The organism is Vibrio sp. ZOR0018, assembly GCF_963865925.1.
GTDB lineage: Bacteria > Pseudomonadota > Gammaproteobacteria > Enterobacterales > Vibrionaceae > Vibrio > Vibrio anguillarum.
Map to the genome: position 1 here is coordinate 220,776 of NZ_CAWMCN010000118.1, position 15,955 is coordinate 236,730.

General features: G+C 46.1%; 14 protein-coding genes. 6 read left to right on the forward strand and 8 right to left on the reverse strand.

Annotation, left to right across the window (positions count from 1 at the left end; translation table 11 throughout):
* Window positions 1–657 (forward strand): response regulator, encoded by a 657-nt coding sequence (locus AACR75_RS12670; protein ID WP_013856454.1) that lies wholly within the window; start codon window positions 1–3, stop codon window positions 655–657.
* On the forward strand, window positions 647–2,059 hold the full coding sequence (locus AACR75_RS12675; protein WP_047687897.1) for a sensor histidine kinase: 1,413 nt from the start codon (window positions 647–649) through the stop codon (window positions 2,057–2,059). Before AACR75_RS12670 ends, AACR75_RS12675 begins: the two co-directional genes overlap by 11 nt.
* A 29-nt stretch (window positions 2,060–2,088) precedes the next feature.
* Here the strand turns inward: AACR75_RS12675 and AACR75_RS12680 are convergent, their stop codons facing one another.
* Both AACR75_RS12680 and AACR75_RS12685 read right to left on the reverse strand, forming a co-directional pair.
* A complete protein-coding gene (locus AACR75_RS12680) occupies window positions 2,089–3,726 on the reverse strand; it encodes a phosphoethanolamine transferase (protein ID WP_047687899.1) in 1,638 nt (545 codons plus the stop codon).
* Between the two features lie 158 nt (window positions 3,727–3,884).
* Window positions 3,885–4,328 (reverse strand): Lrp/AsnC family transcriptional regulator, encoded by a 444-nt coding sequence (locus AACR75_RS12685; RefSeq protein ID WP_019280913.1) that lies wholly within the window; start codon window positions 4,326–4,328, stop codon window positions 3,885–3,887.
* Between the two features lie 105 nt (window positions 4,329–4,433).
* Between AACR75_RS12685 and AACR75_RS12690 the strand changes: the two genes are divergently transcribed.
* Complete coding sequence (locus AACR75_RS12690; RefSeq protein WP_017049052.1) at window positions 4,434–5,018, forward strand: LysE family translocator; 585 nt, start codon at window positions 4,434–4,436, stop codon at window positions 5,016–5,018.
* Between the two features lie 107 nt (window positions 5,019–5,125).
* Here the strand turns inward: AACR75_RS12690 and AACR75_RS12695 are convergent, their stop codons facing one another.
* From AACR75_RS12695 to AACR75_RS12705, 3 genes are all read right to left on the reverse strand, one after another.
* Window positions 5,126–6,784, reverse strand: a complete 1,659-nt coding sequence (locus AACR75_RS12695) for a putative transporter (RefSeq protein ID WP_026027818.1) — start codon at window positions 6,782–6,784, stop codon at window positions 5,126–5,128.
* Between the two features lie 286 nt (window positions 6,785–7,070).
* The gene (locus tag AACR75_RS12700) at window positions 7,071–7,772 is read right to left on the reverse strand and encodes a response regulator transcription factor (protein WP_013856461.1); all 702 of its coding nucleotides are present in this window, start codon (window positions 7,770–7,772) and stop codon (window positions 7,071–7,073) included.
* A complete protein-coding gene (locus tag AACR75_RS12705; RefSeq protein ID WP_047687901.1) occupies window positions 7,769–9,364 on the reverse strand; it encodes a sensor histidine kinase in 1,596 nt (531 codons plus the stop codon). Before AACR75_RS12705 ends, AACR75_RS12700 begins: the two co-directional genes overlap by 4 nt.
* 176 nt (window positions 9,365–9,540) lie before the next feature.
* Between AACR75_RS12705 and AACR75_RS12710 the strand changes: the two genes are divergently transcribed.
* The gene (locus AACR75_RS12710; protein WP_047687903.1) at window positions 9,541–10,107 is read left to right on the forward strand and encodes a phosphoribosyl-AMP cyclohydrolase; all 567 of its coding nucleotides are present in this window, start codon (window positions 9,541–9,543) and stop codon (window positions 10,105–10,107) included.
* Between the two features lie 69 nt (window positions 10,108–10,176).
* On the opposite strand, the gene AACR75_RS12715 is transcribed toward AACR75_RS12710, so the two are convergent.
* Entirely contained in the window at window positions 10,177–10,665 is a 489-nt protein-coding gene (locus AACR75_RS12715) for a hypothetical protein (RefSeq protein WP_047687905.1), read from the reverse strand.
* Between the two features lie 321 nt (window positions 10,666–10,986).
* Here AACR75_RS12715 and AACR75_RS12720 point away from each other — a divergent pair, with 321 nt between their 5' ends.
* Entirely contained in the window at window positions 10,987–11,994 is a 1,008-nt protein-coding gene (locus AACR75_RS12720; protein ID WP_026027817.1) for a substrate-binding domain-containing protein, read from the forward strand.
* A gap of 70 nt (window positions 11,995–12,064) precedes the next feature.
* On the opposite strand, the gene edd is transcribed toward AACR75_RS12720, so the two are convergent.
* A complete protein-coding gene (gene edd, locus AACR75_RS12725; protein WP_047687907.1) occupies window positions 12,065–13,876 on the reverse strand; it encodes a phosphogluconate dehydratase in 1,812 nt (603 codons plus the stop codon).
* Entirely contained in the window at window positions 13,873–14,406 is a 534-nt protein-coding gene (locus tag AACR75_RS12730; protein WP_047687909.1) for a gluconokinase, read from the reverse strand. Before AACR75_RS12730 ends, edd begins: the two co-directional genes overlap by 4 nt.
* A gap of 160 nt (window positions 14,407–14,566) precedes the next feature.
* Between AACR75_RS12730 and AACR75_RS12735 the strand changes: the two genes are divergently transcribed.
* Window positions 14,567–15,943 (forward strand): GntP family permease, encoded by a 1,377-nt coding sequence (locus tag AACR75_RS12735; RefSeq protein WP_026027816.1) that lies wholly within the window; start codon window positions 14,567–14,569, stop codon window positions 15,941–15,943.
* Window positions 15,944–15,955: the final 12 nt, after the last annotated feature.

A 15,955-nucleotide genomic window follows, 5' to 3' on the forward strand; every position in this document is an offset into this window, starting at 1 on the left:
ATGCGTTTATTATTAGTCGAAGATGACAAACAACTGGGCGAGTCAATGCAGGTGGCGTTGACTCGCCAAGGTTATACGGTGGATTGGCTAGAAAAAGGTGGCGGCGTGGCGTGTGCGCTCAAAACTGAACAGTTTTCGGCGGTGATCTTGGATTTAACCTTACCGGATATGGATGGTCTTGAGGTGTTGCGTGGCATTAGAAACGCTGGTTATTCGCTGCCTGTGATGATCCTAACGGCGCGTGATGATATTAGCGATCGCGTCAAAGGGTTAGATGGTGGAGCCGATGAATACATTGGCAAACCCTTTGCGCTAGAAGAGCTATTGGCACGTTTACGGCTTATCATTCGTCGCAGCTCGGGCAGCGCCGAGGCTCTGATTTCGATTGGTGATCTGAGCCTCTCTCTTTCCAAGCAGGAGATTGAATATCGTCAGCAACCCCTCAAACTGACGCGTAATGAATATAAAATTCTCGCCAGTTTGATCACTCAAGCAGGGCGAGTGATGAGCAAAGAGCTATTGCAACAAGCGCTTCATGGTTGGGACGAAGGCAGCAGTGACAACGCTATCGAAGTTCACATTCATAACTTGCGTAAAAAAATGCCAGAAAATGTCATCAAAAATATCCGTGGTGTGGGGTATATGATTGAAAAATAAAAAAATATTTTCGATTAAACGTCGTTTAACACAGTCGGCTGTATGGTTAAGCGGTGGCTTACTGCTCATTTCTCTTTATTTCAGTTTTTCTACTGCTCAACATGAAGTTGAGGAGGTCTACGATGCGCGCTTAGGTCAATCGGCAAAATTACTGTTGATGGCGACTTCTGTCTCTATAAAAGAAGGAGACAATGCCGATCTTCATCAACAGTTTGATCAGTGGATGCAAAGCATTGAACGTCTTTCGCAAGCCAACAAGGAGATGGCAACGCAGTATGGTCACCCTTATGAGCGGTACATTCTGTTTCAGTTTTATCGAGATGGTCAGTTGATGTATAGCTCTGATAGTCAGCAACCCGCTTTTAGCAGCAATGCCAGCAATAATGGATTTGGCAATGTCACCATTGATGGCCAAACATGGCGTTATTTTCAATTGGCGCAACCTCATCCTGATCACGGTTCGGAATACATTCTGGTTGCGGAAAAACAGAGTATTCGTGATGAAATGGTCAATGAAATTGCACTGTCGACCGCGTTGCCGCAATTGATCTTGATCCCATGCGTTATCTTAGTGCTGGTGATGCTTATTGGACGAAGTTTCAAACCACTGCAAGAACTAAAATCAGCAATCGCCATTCGCAGTGTCCATAAGTTGGATCGCATTTACGTTACAGAACAAACCACCGAACTCTCACCATTAGTAGAGACACTCAACCAACTGTTGGCTCAATTAGAATTGGCTTGGCAGCGAGAAAAACGCTTCACGCGCATGGCTGCTCATGAACTTAAAACACCACTAACGGTATTGAGATTAAATGCCGAAAACGCCATGCTCAGCCAGAATGAGCAGCAACTGAAATATGATCTGGACATGATTCTTAAGGGTATTGAGCGTACTGACCGCCTTATTCATCAGTTGTTGATGTTAGCCAAAGTCGAAAGCACTATGGAATTGTCATCACAAACGGTCGATCTCTCAGTCTCTATTAAGCAAGTTATCGCAGACCTTGCGCCGTTAGCGTTAAAGCACGACCAACAATTGAGCTTTGAAGGGCAGAGTTTGTCGGTTCAAGGCGACGAGCTATTACTCGGCGTGTTGTTTAAAAACTTAATCGATAATGCGATGCGCTATTCTGGCGTACACAGCCACATTGATATTACGTTGCATGGCGATGATCAGTTTATTCAAGTGAATGTGACTGATAGCGGCCCCAACATCACGAACGAAGCCCGAGAAAAAATATTTGATAACTTTTATCGAGCTAACAGTGAAAAAGGCGATGGGGCAGGGCTTGGAATGTCGATTTGCCGTGATATCGCCGCGCTGCATAATGCCACCGTCGAGTTGCTGCCGAGACACAACGACAGCAACATCTTCAGGGTTTGTTTTCATCTAAGTTAACGGATCTCTTCTGTTTTTATCCATACTCTTTAGCGGCATGGCGCAAAAATATCTTGCGCTTTCTCGTATGCATTGGTTGATACATCCATAATGCCAAGTAAAGAGTGAAAGAGATTACTGTGAGCATAGGGCTGAGTGGCTGTTTGACGTAAACAGGTTTGATTCACGCCTTTCGTACGGGCGAATTCGTCAGATAACCAGACTAAAAGCGGTACTTGAGTTTGATAATCGGGTGCTAGGCTGTACGGCATGCCATGTAAGAACAGTCCATTTTCTCCCAGCGATTCCCCATGGTCGGAGACATAAATCAATGCGGTGTTGTATTGAGCTTGCAGTGACTTTAGCTTTTCAATCAGCTGCGCCAAAACAAAATCTGTGTAACGAATAGTGTTGTCGTAAGTATTCACTATCTGCTCAACGCTGCAATTTTCAATATCCGCTCTTGGGCAATCAGGTTGATATTTCGCCATGTCTTTAGGATAGCGCTTAAAGTAGGTTGGCCCGTGACTTCCAATAATGTGCATGAAAATCATTCGGTTACCAGTTTGGTTGGCAATTTCTTCATCTAAGTTGTCTAGCATTGTGACGTCATAACAAGTGCTGCCGTCACATCGGCCTTCTCGCGCAGTTTTATCCAGCTCTTTCTGCGGAATATTTTTCGCGACGCCTTTATCGCCTCCATCATTCTCTTTCCATAAGAGGTCGACGCCTGCGCGCTGCAAGATATCGAGGACATTGTCTTGGTTATCCGCTTTGGTTCGATCAAAATTATGACGATCCATATTGGAAAATAAACAAGGTACAGAGACCGCTGTCGCAGTACCACAAGAGGCGACATCACTGAAAAATATAGGCTGATAAGGCGCGGTATAAGCATTGGTATCACGTGTGTAGCCGTAGTATTGGTAATTTTGTGCGCGAGCCGTTTCTCCTAGCACAAATAAGACTAAGGTTGGTTTTTCTGCATCACGGCTATGGGTAGTTTTCGGTTGCTGCTGCGCATCAGCGCCGATAATTTGATACACCACGGGCTCGGTAAAATAACGGTCTTTCACAAGACCATAAGCGCTATAGACAAAGTGAGTGGGGATGATCATTTTCTTGAGGTAACTATTGTTGCGTCCAACCGACGAATAGTTCTGATAATACAGCGCCGCAATAATGATGATGCCGAGTAAAGAGAGCAATATTGATAGCGCTTTATAGCCTAAAAAGCGGGAAATGGATTTTTCTACTTTAAGTGGCGAAAGCAGTAATAGAGCGGCAGGGAGGATGCCCAACGCAAAGATCCAGACAATGGAATAGAGACTGACATAAGAGCCTGCCTCACTGCTATTGGTTTCAACGACATTGATCAACATGTCTCGGTCGACAATCGTGCCGTAATTGTAACTCGCATAACTCACCACAGCAGAAAGGATGAGTAAGATCGCAAAAAAAGGTTTTAGAAAATAAGGCCACGAAAACAGTTGGAAAATAACGTTCAGCGCCAAAAAGAAAAAAATCGGTATTGAGAACGCAAACCCCCAATTGAACTGCTCAGCAGCCGAAAAAATCTGTGCCAATTTGGCATAAATAGGGATGTTGAGTACCAAGCTGAAATAGAGAGCAAGCAACAAGGTAATACTTGCGTATGAGAAGCGAGGATTTTTCATTGTGGGTTCCATAACATACCGTGTGATGAGAAGACGTTATGGAACTTATAAAGATCTTTTCTTAATAAAGGCTTAAGAAATTCAATCGTTAGAATGAGATGAGTTTTTGGTAGTTACTTATCTTAGTACCTTGCGCACCTTGTCGAATGCTAAAAGTGATGGCGTAAATACTATTGCCGTTCGTCTTTAGGAGAGTCCATCACCACCATGGTGGTGATCGATTTCACCGTTAAGCACTCACCAAGCACATCGGCGTGAAAACGTTTATAGGCGCTGAGATCTTTGCTTTCGACACGCAGCAAATATTCGTTCATCCCGGTAATATTGTGGCATTCGACCACCTCCTTGGCGTAGCGCACATGTTCTTCGAAACTGAGCTGCGCTTTTTTCGTGTGGCTGTTTAAGCCAATTGCCACATAAGCGACAAACCCGACATCAAGTTGGGTTTTATTTAAGACCGCTCGATAGCCTTTAATGATCTGCTTACGCTCAAGATCCTGCACGCGGCGCAACGTGGCGGAGGGCGATAAGCCGATGCGTTCGGCTAGCTCGACATTCGAGACTCGGCCATCAAGTTGTAGCTCTTGCAATATTCTCTCGTCAAATCTGTCCATGGCTTATTTTTATTGCTCAATATTAGTGGTATTGACCAATATAAGCACAATATTGCCAGCCGATACCATTATTATTTGTTCATCATTATTAAATAGAGAAAGAAGATGGATTACACACAATGGTGGCCACTGGTGGCTTTTGCTTTTGTTTCGACCTTTTCACCGGGTCCAAACAACATCATGCTGATGACATCTGGTGCAAATGTGGGCTTTATGCGCACTATTCCGCACATGCTTGGTGTAACGTTTGGTTTTAGCATTATGGTGCTATTGGTTGGTGTTGGGTTAACGGGTTTATTCCATCGTTATCCTATGTTGCAACAAGGCTTGCAAATTGCCTGCACCATTTATTTGGTCTATTTGGCGATAAAAATTGCGCTGAGTAATCCTTCGCAGGGAGAGAAGCAGTATCAACCGATGTCATTTGTTTCGGCTGTACTGTTTCAATGGGTCAACCCCAAAGGTTGGTCGATGGCGCTGACTGCGGTGAGTGTATTTAACCAAAGTGCGAGTTGGGTGCAGTTAATGCTGATTTCATTGGTGTTTGCTTTGGTGAACATTCCGTCGGTCAGTGTTTGGACTGCGGCGGGTAAACAGTTGAGCCACTGGATGAATCACCCAAGTTATGTCCGCTGGTTTAACGGCGCGATGGGCGCGTTGCTGCTACTGTCCGTTGTTCCTATGTTGTAGAGATTTGGTGAGACGTTGCTGTGTGGGAGCATTATCAACGCAGCAAAAGAAAGTGGGTACTGAGCGACCCACTTTGTTTATCTAGTTTGCCTGATATTAACCGTTCGCTATATTGCCCATAAAATTAACGCCAATATTTGCGGTGAGAGTATGCGTAGGCACATTACTAGCGGATAGACAGTGGCGTATGCTAACGCAGAAGCGCCGCTGCTTTCGTGCAGCGCATTTGCAAAAGCAAGAGCGGGTGGATCGGTCATCGAGCCTGCTAGCATGCCACAGATAGTGAGATAGTTAATATGGCCTAAAACACGAGCCAGTATTCCAACAGTGATCAATGGAATACCCGTGATCAACATGCCGTAGCCCATCCAACTGACGCCATCGCCTTGCACTAAGGTTTCAACAAAATTGCCCCCAGATTTTAACCCGACCACGGCTAAAAACAGCACAATACCAATTTCTCGTAGAGCAAGGTTCGCGCTGGGTGGCATAAACCAATACATTTTGCCAATGCTGCCGATACGCGCCAAAACCAGTGCAACAATCAGCGGTCCTCCAGCTAAGCCGAGCTTAATGGCGGCGGGGAATCCCGGTAGATAAAACGGAATAGATCCGAGTAATACCCCAAGTCCAATCCCAACGAAGACTGGTAGCATCTGCACATGCTGTAATTTTTGGTGCGCGTTGCCGACCATGCCACTGACCGCTTCAATCGCTTCTTGACGCCCGACTAAATTGAGAATATCGCCAAACTGCAAGGTAGATTGGCTGGTTGGGATAAGCTCAACCCCGGCACGGTTTAAACGCGAAACTACGACGTCGTATTTCTCTTTTAAATCCAGATCGCGCAGCTTTTTACCAAGCACAATCTCGTTAGTGACGACTAAGCGCTGTACTCGCAGCTCAGTGCCGCGTGTCGAAAGTGATGCATCGACCTCTTCGCCAATCACCAAGCGTGCTTTTTCTAACGCTTTTTTATCGCCGACCAGATGAAGCAAATCATTCACTTCAACTCGTGAATCGGGTTTGGGTACTGAAAGGTGTTCACCACGTTTGAGGCGCGAGCACACAATATCGCCATCACTGAGCGCGGGAATGTCTTTTAAGAGCAGGCCATTTAAGTTGGGGTTTTTAATCGCAACGTTAATGGTGTGTAAGCTCTCTTTTTTGTGGCCGTTGTGGATCTCAAACTCTTCGGCTTCGGCGTCAACACTGACACGAAAGGCAATTCTGAGCAGCCACATGGTAAGCAAAATACCGCATATGCCAAAGGGGTAAGCAATCGCATAACCCATACCCGTCAGGTCAAGCATGTTCTCTTGGCCACCTAGCTCAGTCAGGATTTGTTGCCCCGCGCCTAATGATGGCGTATTGGTGACTGCACCGGAGAATACACCAAGAATAACGGGTAAAGGCACATCAAACAGATAGTAAAGCGCGACCGTCACCACACAGCCCAGCAACACAATCAGTGCGGCAAAGGCGTTGAGTTTTAGTCCTGAGCTTCGAAGTGAAGAGAAAAAACCGGGTCCGACTTGTATACCAATGGTGTACACAAATAGGATAAGGCCGAACTCTTGAATAAAATGCAACGTATTGTAGTCAAGAACCACACCCCACATGCCTGTAAAGTGGCCGACGAGAATGCCGCCAAACAGCACCCCACCGATCCCTAAACCAACACCGTAGACGCGCCAATTCCCTATCCACAAACCCAGCACAGCTACCAGCGAGAGAATGCTGATAGAAAGTGCAATGTCACTCATGATGAGTCTCCTGAACAATTAAAAAACGGCTGGTGGGCAAGCTTAATGAACGACAGGGGTAGGCGTAAGAACTCGGTTAGTGGTTATGTCTACAGCTGGAGGGTTCAAATACGGCATTGAGAAGTCACCTAGTGAAATGAACTCTCGATGTCGTTTTGTGGTTGCCCTGAACTTATGACCAGTAATACTGTAATGAACTACAAATGTTAACTATAGGTATGCAAATTTGTGCACCGGAACGAATATTAAATTTCTCAGATAACTAATTGTTAGATAAGAGTTAAATTTATCCATTTCCTGTGCGTTGCTCACCACTATTTTTATCGAGAAAATAGCCCATACCGCGTTTAGTTTTAATCAGTGCTGATGAGAAAGGGTCATCAATTTTTTTGCGTAGACGACGCATATACACATCGACTACGTTGGTTAGGGGATCTTGATGGAGACCCCAAACATTAGCAAGAATCCGTTCTCGGCTAAAAATATGACCGGGTTTATGCATCAATAGCTCTAATATGGAGAGTTCTTTGGCGGTTAACTCAATGGCTTGCCCTGCCCGTGTTACGGCCATGGTTGATAAGCAGAGCGTTAAGTCTGCAATGTGTAGAGTGGGCATTGGCGCAGAGTCAGAATGTCGACGTTGCAGCGCATCTAGGCGAGCCAGTAACTCTTCAAAATGAAAAGGTTTTGCCAGATAATCATCCGCACCAATGCGTAGGCCCCGAACCCGTTCTTCAACTTCGCCCAGTGCAGAAAGCATCAAAATTCGCACATCAATACCGGCTTCACGTATTTGCTGACAAAGAGTTAATCCATCGGTGTGCGGAAGCATTCGATCTAAAATTAAAATATCGGGCTCGCCGCTTATGAGTGTTTCAAGTGCGTATTGCCCATCATTTAGTCGCTGAATGTGGTGACCTTCTGCTTTGAGCCCTCGCTCAATAAAGTTGGCAATTCTGGCATCATCTTCAATTAAAAGAATTCTCATGATTCTTCCTCTTCCAGTTCAAAGGTAAGTGTAACGGTTGTGCCTTGAGCCAATTGGCTTTGGAATGCGATGGTTCCGCGTTGCTGTTGCACAATGTTATAAGCCAGTGTTAAACCAATCCCCAAACCATCAGGGCGATAGCGTTTGCCGTTTTCGGACCGAAAATAGCGTTGGAAAATCTGTGCGAGGTCCTCTTGGTCAATACCAATACCGTGATCTTGCAATTGAAGATGAAATTGCTGGGGCTCAACTAGCAGAGTGAGCGTAATAGGCTGGTGATGTGGATCATAGCGCAATGCATTATCGACGATAATTCGCACGGTCATCAGTAGCTTATCTAAATCAGTATGAAAGATTCGAGCTTGCCAGTTTGCCTGTTGTGGGTGAAGACATTCAAGTTGCACTTGATGCGCGTGAGTTAAAAGGGTGGCTTGTCTCGTCACCGACTGCCATAGGTTCTCTAAGGTGATAGGGCTAAGAGTCGGTTGGAACAGCTTTTCATCTTGACGGATAAGCAGCAATAAATCGTCGATCCGGTAGGAAAGGTGGGTTGCCGATTCATTGATACGCTGTAGCGTTTGTCGATACTCTTCATCACTATTTTGACGACTGCGAAGGGTAATTTGCGCTTCTCCTAAAATGGCCGTTGCGGGAGTACGCAATTCATGGCTGACGTTCGCAAAAAACTCTTTCTGCTGACGTTTAGCTTGCTCCAATGTTTCGAGTGCATTGGCGAGTTCTTGGGTGCGTGCGGTGACTTCTCGCTCAATGAGTTGACGCGAAGCGATCTCTTTTTGCTGCGCATTTTCAAGGCTTTGTGCCATGTAATTAAAATGCTGGGCTAGGGTTCTGAGCTCACTTGGCCCGCTGACCGATACTCGATGGTTAAGATGGCCTTGTTCTAAAGCTGAAGTGCTTTTTAGCAGTTCAGCTAACGGTTTGGATAAGGTGCGCAGTAACCAGCCTCCGAGTAGCAAGCCCAAGACTACCCCTAGTAATGATAAGGTTACAATGACATTTTCTACATCAGATAATGATTTCATCGCTGCCGCTTCATAGCGTGCAGTACGTTGTTTCTGTAGAGAAATAGCTTGATTCAGCAGCTGGCGTAGGTCGGTGTTATCCACCTTATCAAAGGTGTCACTGAGTAAAAGCCAGCGATCATTATTGTCTGTGATTTTTGCGATTTCCCAGGATCGAAGCGCTGTTTTTAATCGTCCAAAGTTAGTTTCAAAGAGAGAAATGACTTTGATTTGCTGAGTGATCTCGGCAAAGTCTTGGTTGGTGATACCGTGTTGTTGTGCTTGCTCGGTTAGCAAATAGAGCTCGCTGAGCAAATCTTCAATCTTTGAAAAGCGCATGTCTCGTTTGAGCGTGCTGCCATCTTTCGTCAATAAATACTCGGCAAGCCAAATTTTTAACTGCTGTTTTTCCGTGCTCAACTGCATAAAGCTTTGCAAGATTTGATTGGAGATCTGTCCGCGCTGAATGTGCTCATTAGCGACGTTATTTGACCATAAAGCGGTGCCAGCTTGGGCTAAGATTAGGGTGAGTAACAGAGCCAGTACGAGAGATAATTGATAACGAAACATAATGATCGCCGCATAAATTCAATAGGTGAGCAGAGTAAGCGATCCGTTGGTATTGGGTAAAGAATATTCATCTGAAGTTAATCTAAGCGCATGGTTTAGGTTCATCGAGAGGCCGTAAATTACTCCCATCAACCACATTACTCCCATCAACTAGATAATTAGATAAGGCCTTCATCATGCAACGTACACATAAAAGAATTTCTATTTCAGCATTATTACTTTGCGGGTTGTTACCGCTATCCGCTCAAGCTTCTAACGTATTAGTTAATAACAACATTAACCACCAAGAGGTGCTTGATGCCCAGCAAGCTTGGGGAGAAGCGTTAATCAAGATCAGCCAGACTTATGAACAAAAAGGTCATGCTGAAGCGAAGAAATTGGCAGAGCAAGTGTTAGACCAAGCGTATGGCTACCAACAAGGTGCGGTGCTTTTCAAACCTACGCTTGCCAGTGGGGATCAAACCTTTCGTACAAAAGCGGACGGAGCGCTATCGTATTTTGTCGGCAGTGATAAGCAATACCCACAAGATTCTGGCTTTGCACTAAAAGGTTGGAAGGAGTACAGCTTTGATAATGCAGCAGTCTATATCAACGGCGATGTAGCCCTAACCATGGGGCATGTTAAGCTCATCGACAATAAAGGAAAGCAAACCGTGGTGGATAAAAGCTGGGCATTTAAGAAAGATGAACAGGGCCAACTGCGAATTGTTCTGCACCATTCATCACTGCCATTTCAGCCTTAACTGAGGGGAAAACTTTTAGATGTGGGTGATGGTAATACACCCACATCGCAGGTTTTGCAGTAGTGCCAGTTAAACGCCAGCACGCTTGAGCAGGCCAGCCATCAGTGGCGAGCTTGAACGAACCTGTTTTGATTTGTTCTGTAATGTTTTAGCCAGCGTCGGGTTATTGATGCTTTTGGCAATGTAGGCCATTGAATGATAGAAATCTCCTGCGGATTTCATTTTATTGGCGTCATTTAATGGTGCTAACAGTTGCACCATGGTTGTGCCACTCATCGCTTGTTGGGTGGCGTACTCTTGTACTGCATCGAGTAAAAGATCGAGATCGACCATCGCCTCGGCACTTTCCACACCATGTTTTTTCATCTCTTTGCGGTTACGTTTACGCATTTGTTTAATGACAAAGGACGGTTTGTTGAGCTTTTTAAAAGCAAAGTAACCAAGAACTACTGCAAGCACGACACCGCCCGCCACATAACCCCAAATAGAACCGGAAGATTCAACAACAGGCTTTAGGGTTTCAACGGTATATTCAACGGTAGTGGGTGTATCAGACATTATTATTTCCTTAGAATGCAGCTTCAAAATCAGAAGCTATTAATTAATCTGGCAGGGGGAAAAGCGCCTTGCGATGAATCAAAGATCCATGAAAAGGAGAGCTTCTGCCTCACATTACTCTCTTTTTGGGGTGAGGAGGCAAGAAAGCAAGTCCATTTTAGGGATTATTAATGAGTTTGTTGATAATTGTGCGAGTTGGTCACACAAATTACGCCATTGCCTCTGTGTGTATGAGCTTAACGAGGTGATATAAAGATTGAAATGCACAGTCGTCATGAGGTTTAATGTTACGGTAACATTCAGTTGGAAAACAGAATAAAAATGAGCAGTATGCAACGTAAAACTAGGCCTACCCTGCAAGATATCGCAGACCGCGTGGGGGTGACGAAAATGACCGTTTCCCGTTTTCTACGCGACCCCAATTCGGTCGCATTGGCAACCCAAGAAAAAATTGCCGCAGTGATTGAAGAATTAGGTTATATACAAAATCGCGCCCCGGCGATGTTGTCGAAATCGTCAAGTAAGGCGATTGGTATTCTTCTGCCTTCCTTGTCAAACCAAGTGTTTGCCAATTTAGTTCAAGGGATTGAGTCGGTAACCAAAGCAAGAGGTTACGATACACTTATTGCTCACTTTGGTTATAACGTGCAAGAAGAGGAGGAGAAAATTGCCTCGTTGCTGTCGTATCAAGTCGATGGTCTTATTTTGACCGAAACGCACCACTCCGAACGTACCATCCAGATGCTAAAAGCGGCGGGTGTGCCGGTGGTTGAAACGATGGAGCTGCCAGACAAGCCGATCAATATGGCGGTGGGGTTGGATCACGAACAGGCCTCGTATCATGTGGTGACGCAGATGATTGATAGTGGCAAACAGCATATTGCCTATCTCGGTGCGCGTCTTGATACTCGAACGCAGTTGCGGATGAATGGCTATGATCGTGCAATGCAAGATGCAGGCTTAACCGCAGTTCATATCCTAACTCAAGAGCATTCAAGTTTTACTCTCGGCGGTGATTTACTCGAACAAGCCCTAGAAGAGCGGCCAGAGATCAACGGCATCTTCTGTACTAATGATGACATTGCAATTGGTGCCATGATGAAGTGTGCACATCGAGGGTTGAAGATTCCTCAAGATATTGCAATCGTGGGGTATAACGCGCTCGATATAGGTCAAGCGATTTCACCAAAGCTAACCAGCGTAGAAACGCCTCGGTTTGAGATTGGCAAGAAAAGCGCTGAGCTATTATTGTCCGCACTGGCTGGTGAAGTGATTGAGCAGAAAGTGTTCGACTTAGGCTTTAGTGTCACCGATGGCGAGAGCCTGTAGTCAGCTTGTTATTCAGCCATTGAAGTGGTTGGGTTTGTCACTTCAATGGCTACATCAAGCTCATGTTGTATCAATTAGGGTAGAGGAACGAAGCCCCTTGATTGGCGGCAGAGACATTATCTCGGCACACTTTAAACAGATCGCGCCCCCAAGTTTGCTGTGTGAGCTCAGTATCACAAGTGGCGATATCGCGGCCTTCGGTTGGCGTTAAGTTCTCTAATCGGCCTGTCACCGCATCGACGCGGATCCTATCTCCCTCTTCAATAAGCGCAATTGCGCCGCCTCTTAATGCTTCCGGTGAGACGTGAATAGCCGCAGGAATTTTGCCAGAAGCGCCGGACAAACGACCATCGGTCACTAACGCAACCTGATAGCCCGCTTTTTGTAAGTTGCCCAAAATCGGCATTAACTTATGCAGCTCAGGCATGCCATTGGCTGCTGGCCCATTGAAGCGGACTACAACCACGCAATCTTGATTGAGCTCGCCGCGTTGATACGCCTGCTCAACCTGATGTTGGCAAGCGAACACTTTGGCGGGCGCTTCAACAATGCGATGTTGCTCAGCCACGGCAGAGACTTTGATCACTGCTTGCCCAAGGTTACCCGATAACACTTTAATGCCACCAGAGCGCTGAAATACCTTATCAGGCAGGGCGATTACCTTGGGGTTTTTAGTTTGAGTACACGCTTGCCATTCTAACGTATGGCCCACTAATTGTGGTGATTTTAGTTGATCTGCAAATTCACCAAACACGGGTTTTACGTCGCTGTGAAGTAACTGCGCTTGATGCAGACGCTTCATCAACATGGGTACGCCGCCTGCGAGCTCAAATTCATTGATATCCGCCGAACCATTGGGGTAAACATTCACCACAAGAGGAACGACGTCAGACAGATCACTGATATCTTGCCAAGTCAGCACAATACCCGCCGCGCGAGCAACAGCCAGTAAATGAATGGTATGGTTTGAACTGCCACCAGAGGCGAGCAAAGCCACTAGGCCATTGACTACGCTTTTTTCTGTCACCACCTCATAAAGTGGACGGAAATGCGCCGTGCCATCGCTCATGGCGGCAAGGCGGATTGCGGCATGTTGCGTCAATGCAAGGCGCAATGGGGAAAAGGGAGCGACAAACGCTGACCCTGCCAGCATTAAACCCATCGCCTCAAACACTAATTGGTTGGTATTGGCAGTGCCGTAGAAAGTACAAGTGCCTGGGGAGTGGTACGAAGCGCACTCCATATTCAGCAGCGCGCTATCATCAACCAAACCCGCTGCGTGTTTTTGGCGAACATCGACTTTCTCATCATTTGTAATGCCAGTGGACATTGGCCCTGCGGGAATAAAAGCCGTTGGTAGGTGCGCAAACGCCAGCGCGCCCATCAGTTGTCCGGGCGCAATTTTATCGCAAATACCGAGCAGTAATGTGCCATCAAACATATTGTGGCTGAGTGAAAATGCCGTGGCTTGTGCAATCAAATCGCGTGAGAACAACGACATATCCATGCCCGCTTGGCCTTGCGTTACGCCATCACACATCGCAGGAACGCCGCCAGCAACTTGAGCCGTGTGGCCAAATGGGGCGAGCACTTTTTTGATTTGCTCAGGGTAATCTTTATACACTTGGTGCGCGCTAAGCATATCGTTGTATGCTGTGATAATGGCTAAGTTAGAACGCGTTAAATCGAGAATGTGCGCTTTTTCTTGAGAGCAAGAGGCGGCGACGGCATGAGCCAAATTACCACAAGAGAGTGACGCTTTACCCTTGCCACTGTGCTGCTGTGCCTTGGCGCGGTTGAGAAACTCATCACGCAAAGTACGGCTGCGCTGAATAATTCGTTCGGTGACGGCTGTGATGGTTGGGTTTAAGGTTGTACTCATGCTGACACCTTTTGACCATCTAAAGTGAGCTCGCGCAATGCCACTAGGGCGCGCTCTACAACCTCATCAATATCCGTATCGATATCAACGATAGCGACTTTCACTTCGTTGTCGGGGCGCTCTAACGTATTGAACTGGCTTTCCACCATGTTCGCTTTCATAAAGTGGCCTTTACGCGCTTGCATGCGCTTCATGATTAAATCAAAACTGCCATCGAGAAAGAGAAAGGTCACATTTTGGTTACCGTCACGGATTTGATCGCGGTAGGTTTTTTTCAACGCAGAGCAAACAATCACGCCGTGCTCATTTTTACTCTCTAAGCTAAAAGCCGCGTCACGGATGCGCTCTAACCAAGGTTTGCGATCGTCATCATTTAGCGGATCTCCGCCTGCCATTTTGAGAATATTGGCTTTTGGATGAAGGTCGTCACCGTCGATGAATTTCGCCCCTAATTTCTGGGCCAGTTTCGCGCCTACAGTGCTTTTTCCGCAGGCGCATACGCCCATTACAATAATGCTACTACCAGTCATACGGACTCCTTGAGTGGTATTCTGAGCTGGATCTCATTTTTTAAATTCACTTGGAAATATGACTTTATCTTATCCATGTTATCGGTAACATGTTACCCGTAACTTAGAGATTTGTGAACTGAAACACAAACAAAACAATACGTGATATAAGGTGAAGAACATGGAATTGATGACTCAAAGCAGTAACCCTGCTTACCTATTAGCAATCGCGGGATGTGCGATTGCAGCACTACTGATTTTAATCATGAAGTTGAAGATACACGCCTTCGCTTCATTAACCTTAGTCAGCCTTGGCACTGCAATTGCCACCGGCGTTGCGGCGGAAAAAGTGGTTCCAACCATGATGTCTGGTTTTGGTGGAACCCTAGCGTCTGTTGCTTTGCTGGTCGGCTTAGGTGCGATGATTGGCAAAATTTTAGAAGTGACGGGCGGTGCTAAAGTGCTGGCCGATACCTTGATAGGCCGCTTTGGTGAAGAAAAAGCGCCGTTTGCACTGGGTATTGCTTCATTATTGTTTGGTTTTCCCATCTTCTTTGATGCGGGATTGATCGTGATGATGCCGATCATCTTTAGTGTAGCGAAGCGCTTTGGTGGCTCACCATTGAAATACGCGCTGCCTTCAGCCGGTGCTTTTGCCGTGATGCATGCCTTTGTGCCGCCTCATCCTGGGCCAGTTGCGGCTTCAGATCTTTTAGGTGCTGATCTTGGTCTGCTGCTGATTGTTGGTATCTTGGTCGCGATTCCTACTTGGTATTTTGGCGCTTACCTCTTTGGCCTGTATGCGGGTAAGAAATTTGATATTCCACTCTCCAAAGCGTTTTTTAATACCGAGCAAATTATTGATGAAAATAAATTGCCAAAATTTGCCACGGTATTAGCGATTTTAGTGATGCCAGTGCTGCTCATTTTTATGGATACAGGTCTTAATACCCTTGCGGTAGCAGGCGTGATTGACGGCAAAGCACCATTGGTTGAATTCTTGCGCATGTTGGGTAAAACCCCGGTGGCACTGTTGCTGACTCTGCTAACTTGTTTACTGGTGTTTGCCAAAGATTTTGGAATGAACAAGCTGGAAAAACTGTGCAGTGACTCGTTAGCGCCTATCTGTGCGGTAATTCTTGTGACAGGTGCGGGCGGCATGTTTGGTGGTGTGTTACGCGCCAGTGGCATTGGCCAAGCATTGGCTGACGTGTTATCCGATACCGGCATGCCTATCATAGTTGCGGCATTTGTGATCGCAACTTGCTTACGTGTGGCGCAAGGCTCTGCCACCGTGGCATTAACCACCACCGCCGCTTTGATTGCGCCAATTGTGGCACAAACCACGGGTTTGAGTGAGTTGGATTTATGTTTTATCGTGATTGCGATTGCTGGTGGTGCAACGGTACTATCTCACTTTAATGACTCAGGCTTCTGGCTGGTTTCTCGCTTGATGGAAATGGATGAGAAAACCACACTCAAAACTTGGACTGTGATGGAAACACTGCTTGGTAGCATCGCGTTTGTGATTGTCGCTGTCCTAAGCTTCTTATTATAAAAAGCGTTTTAC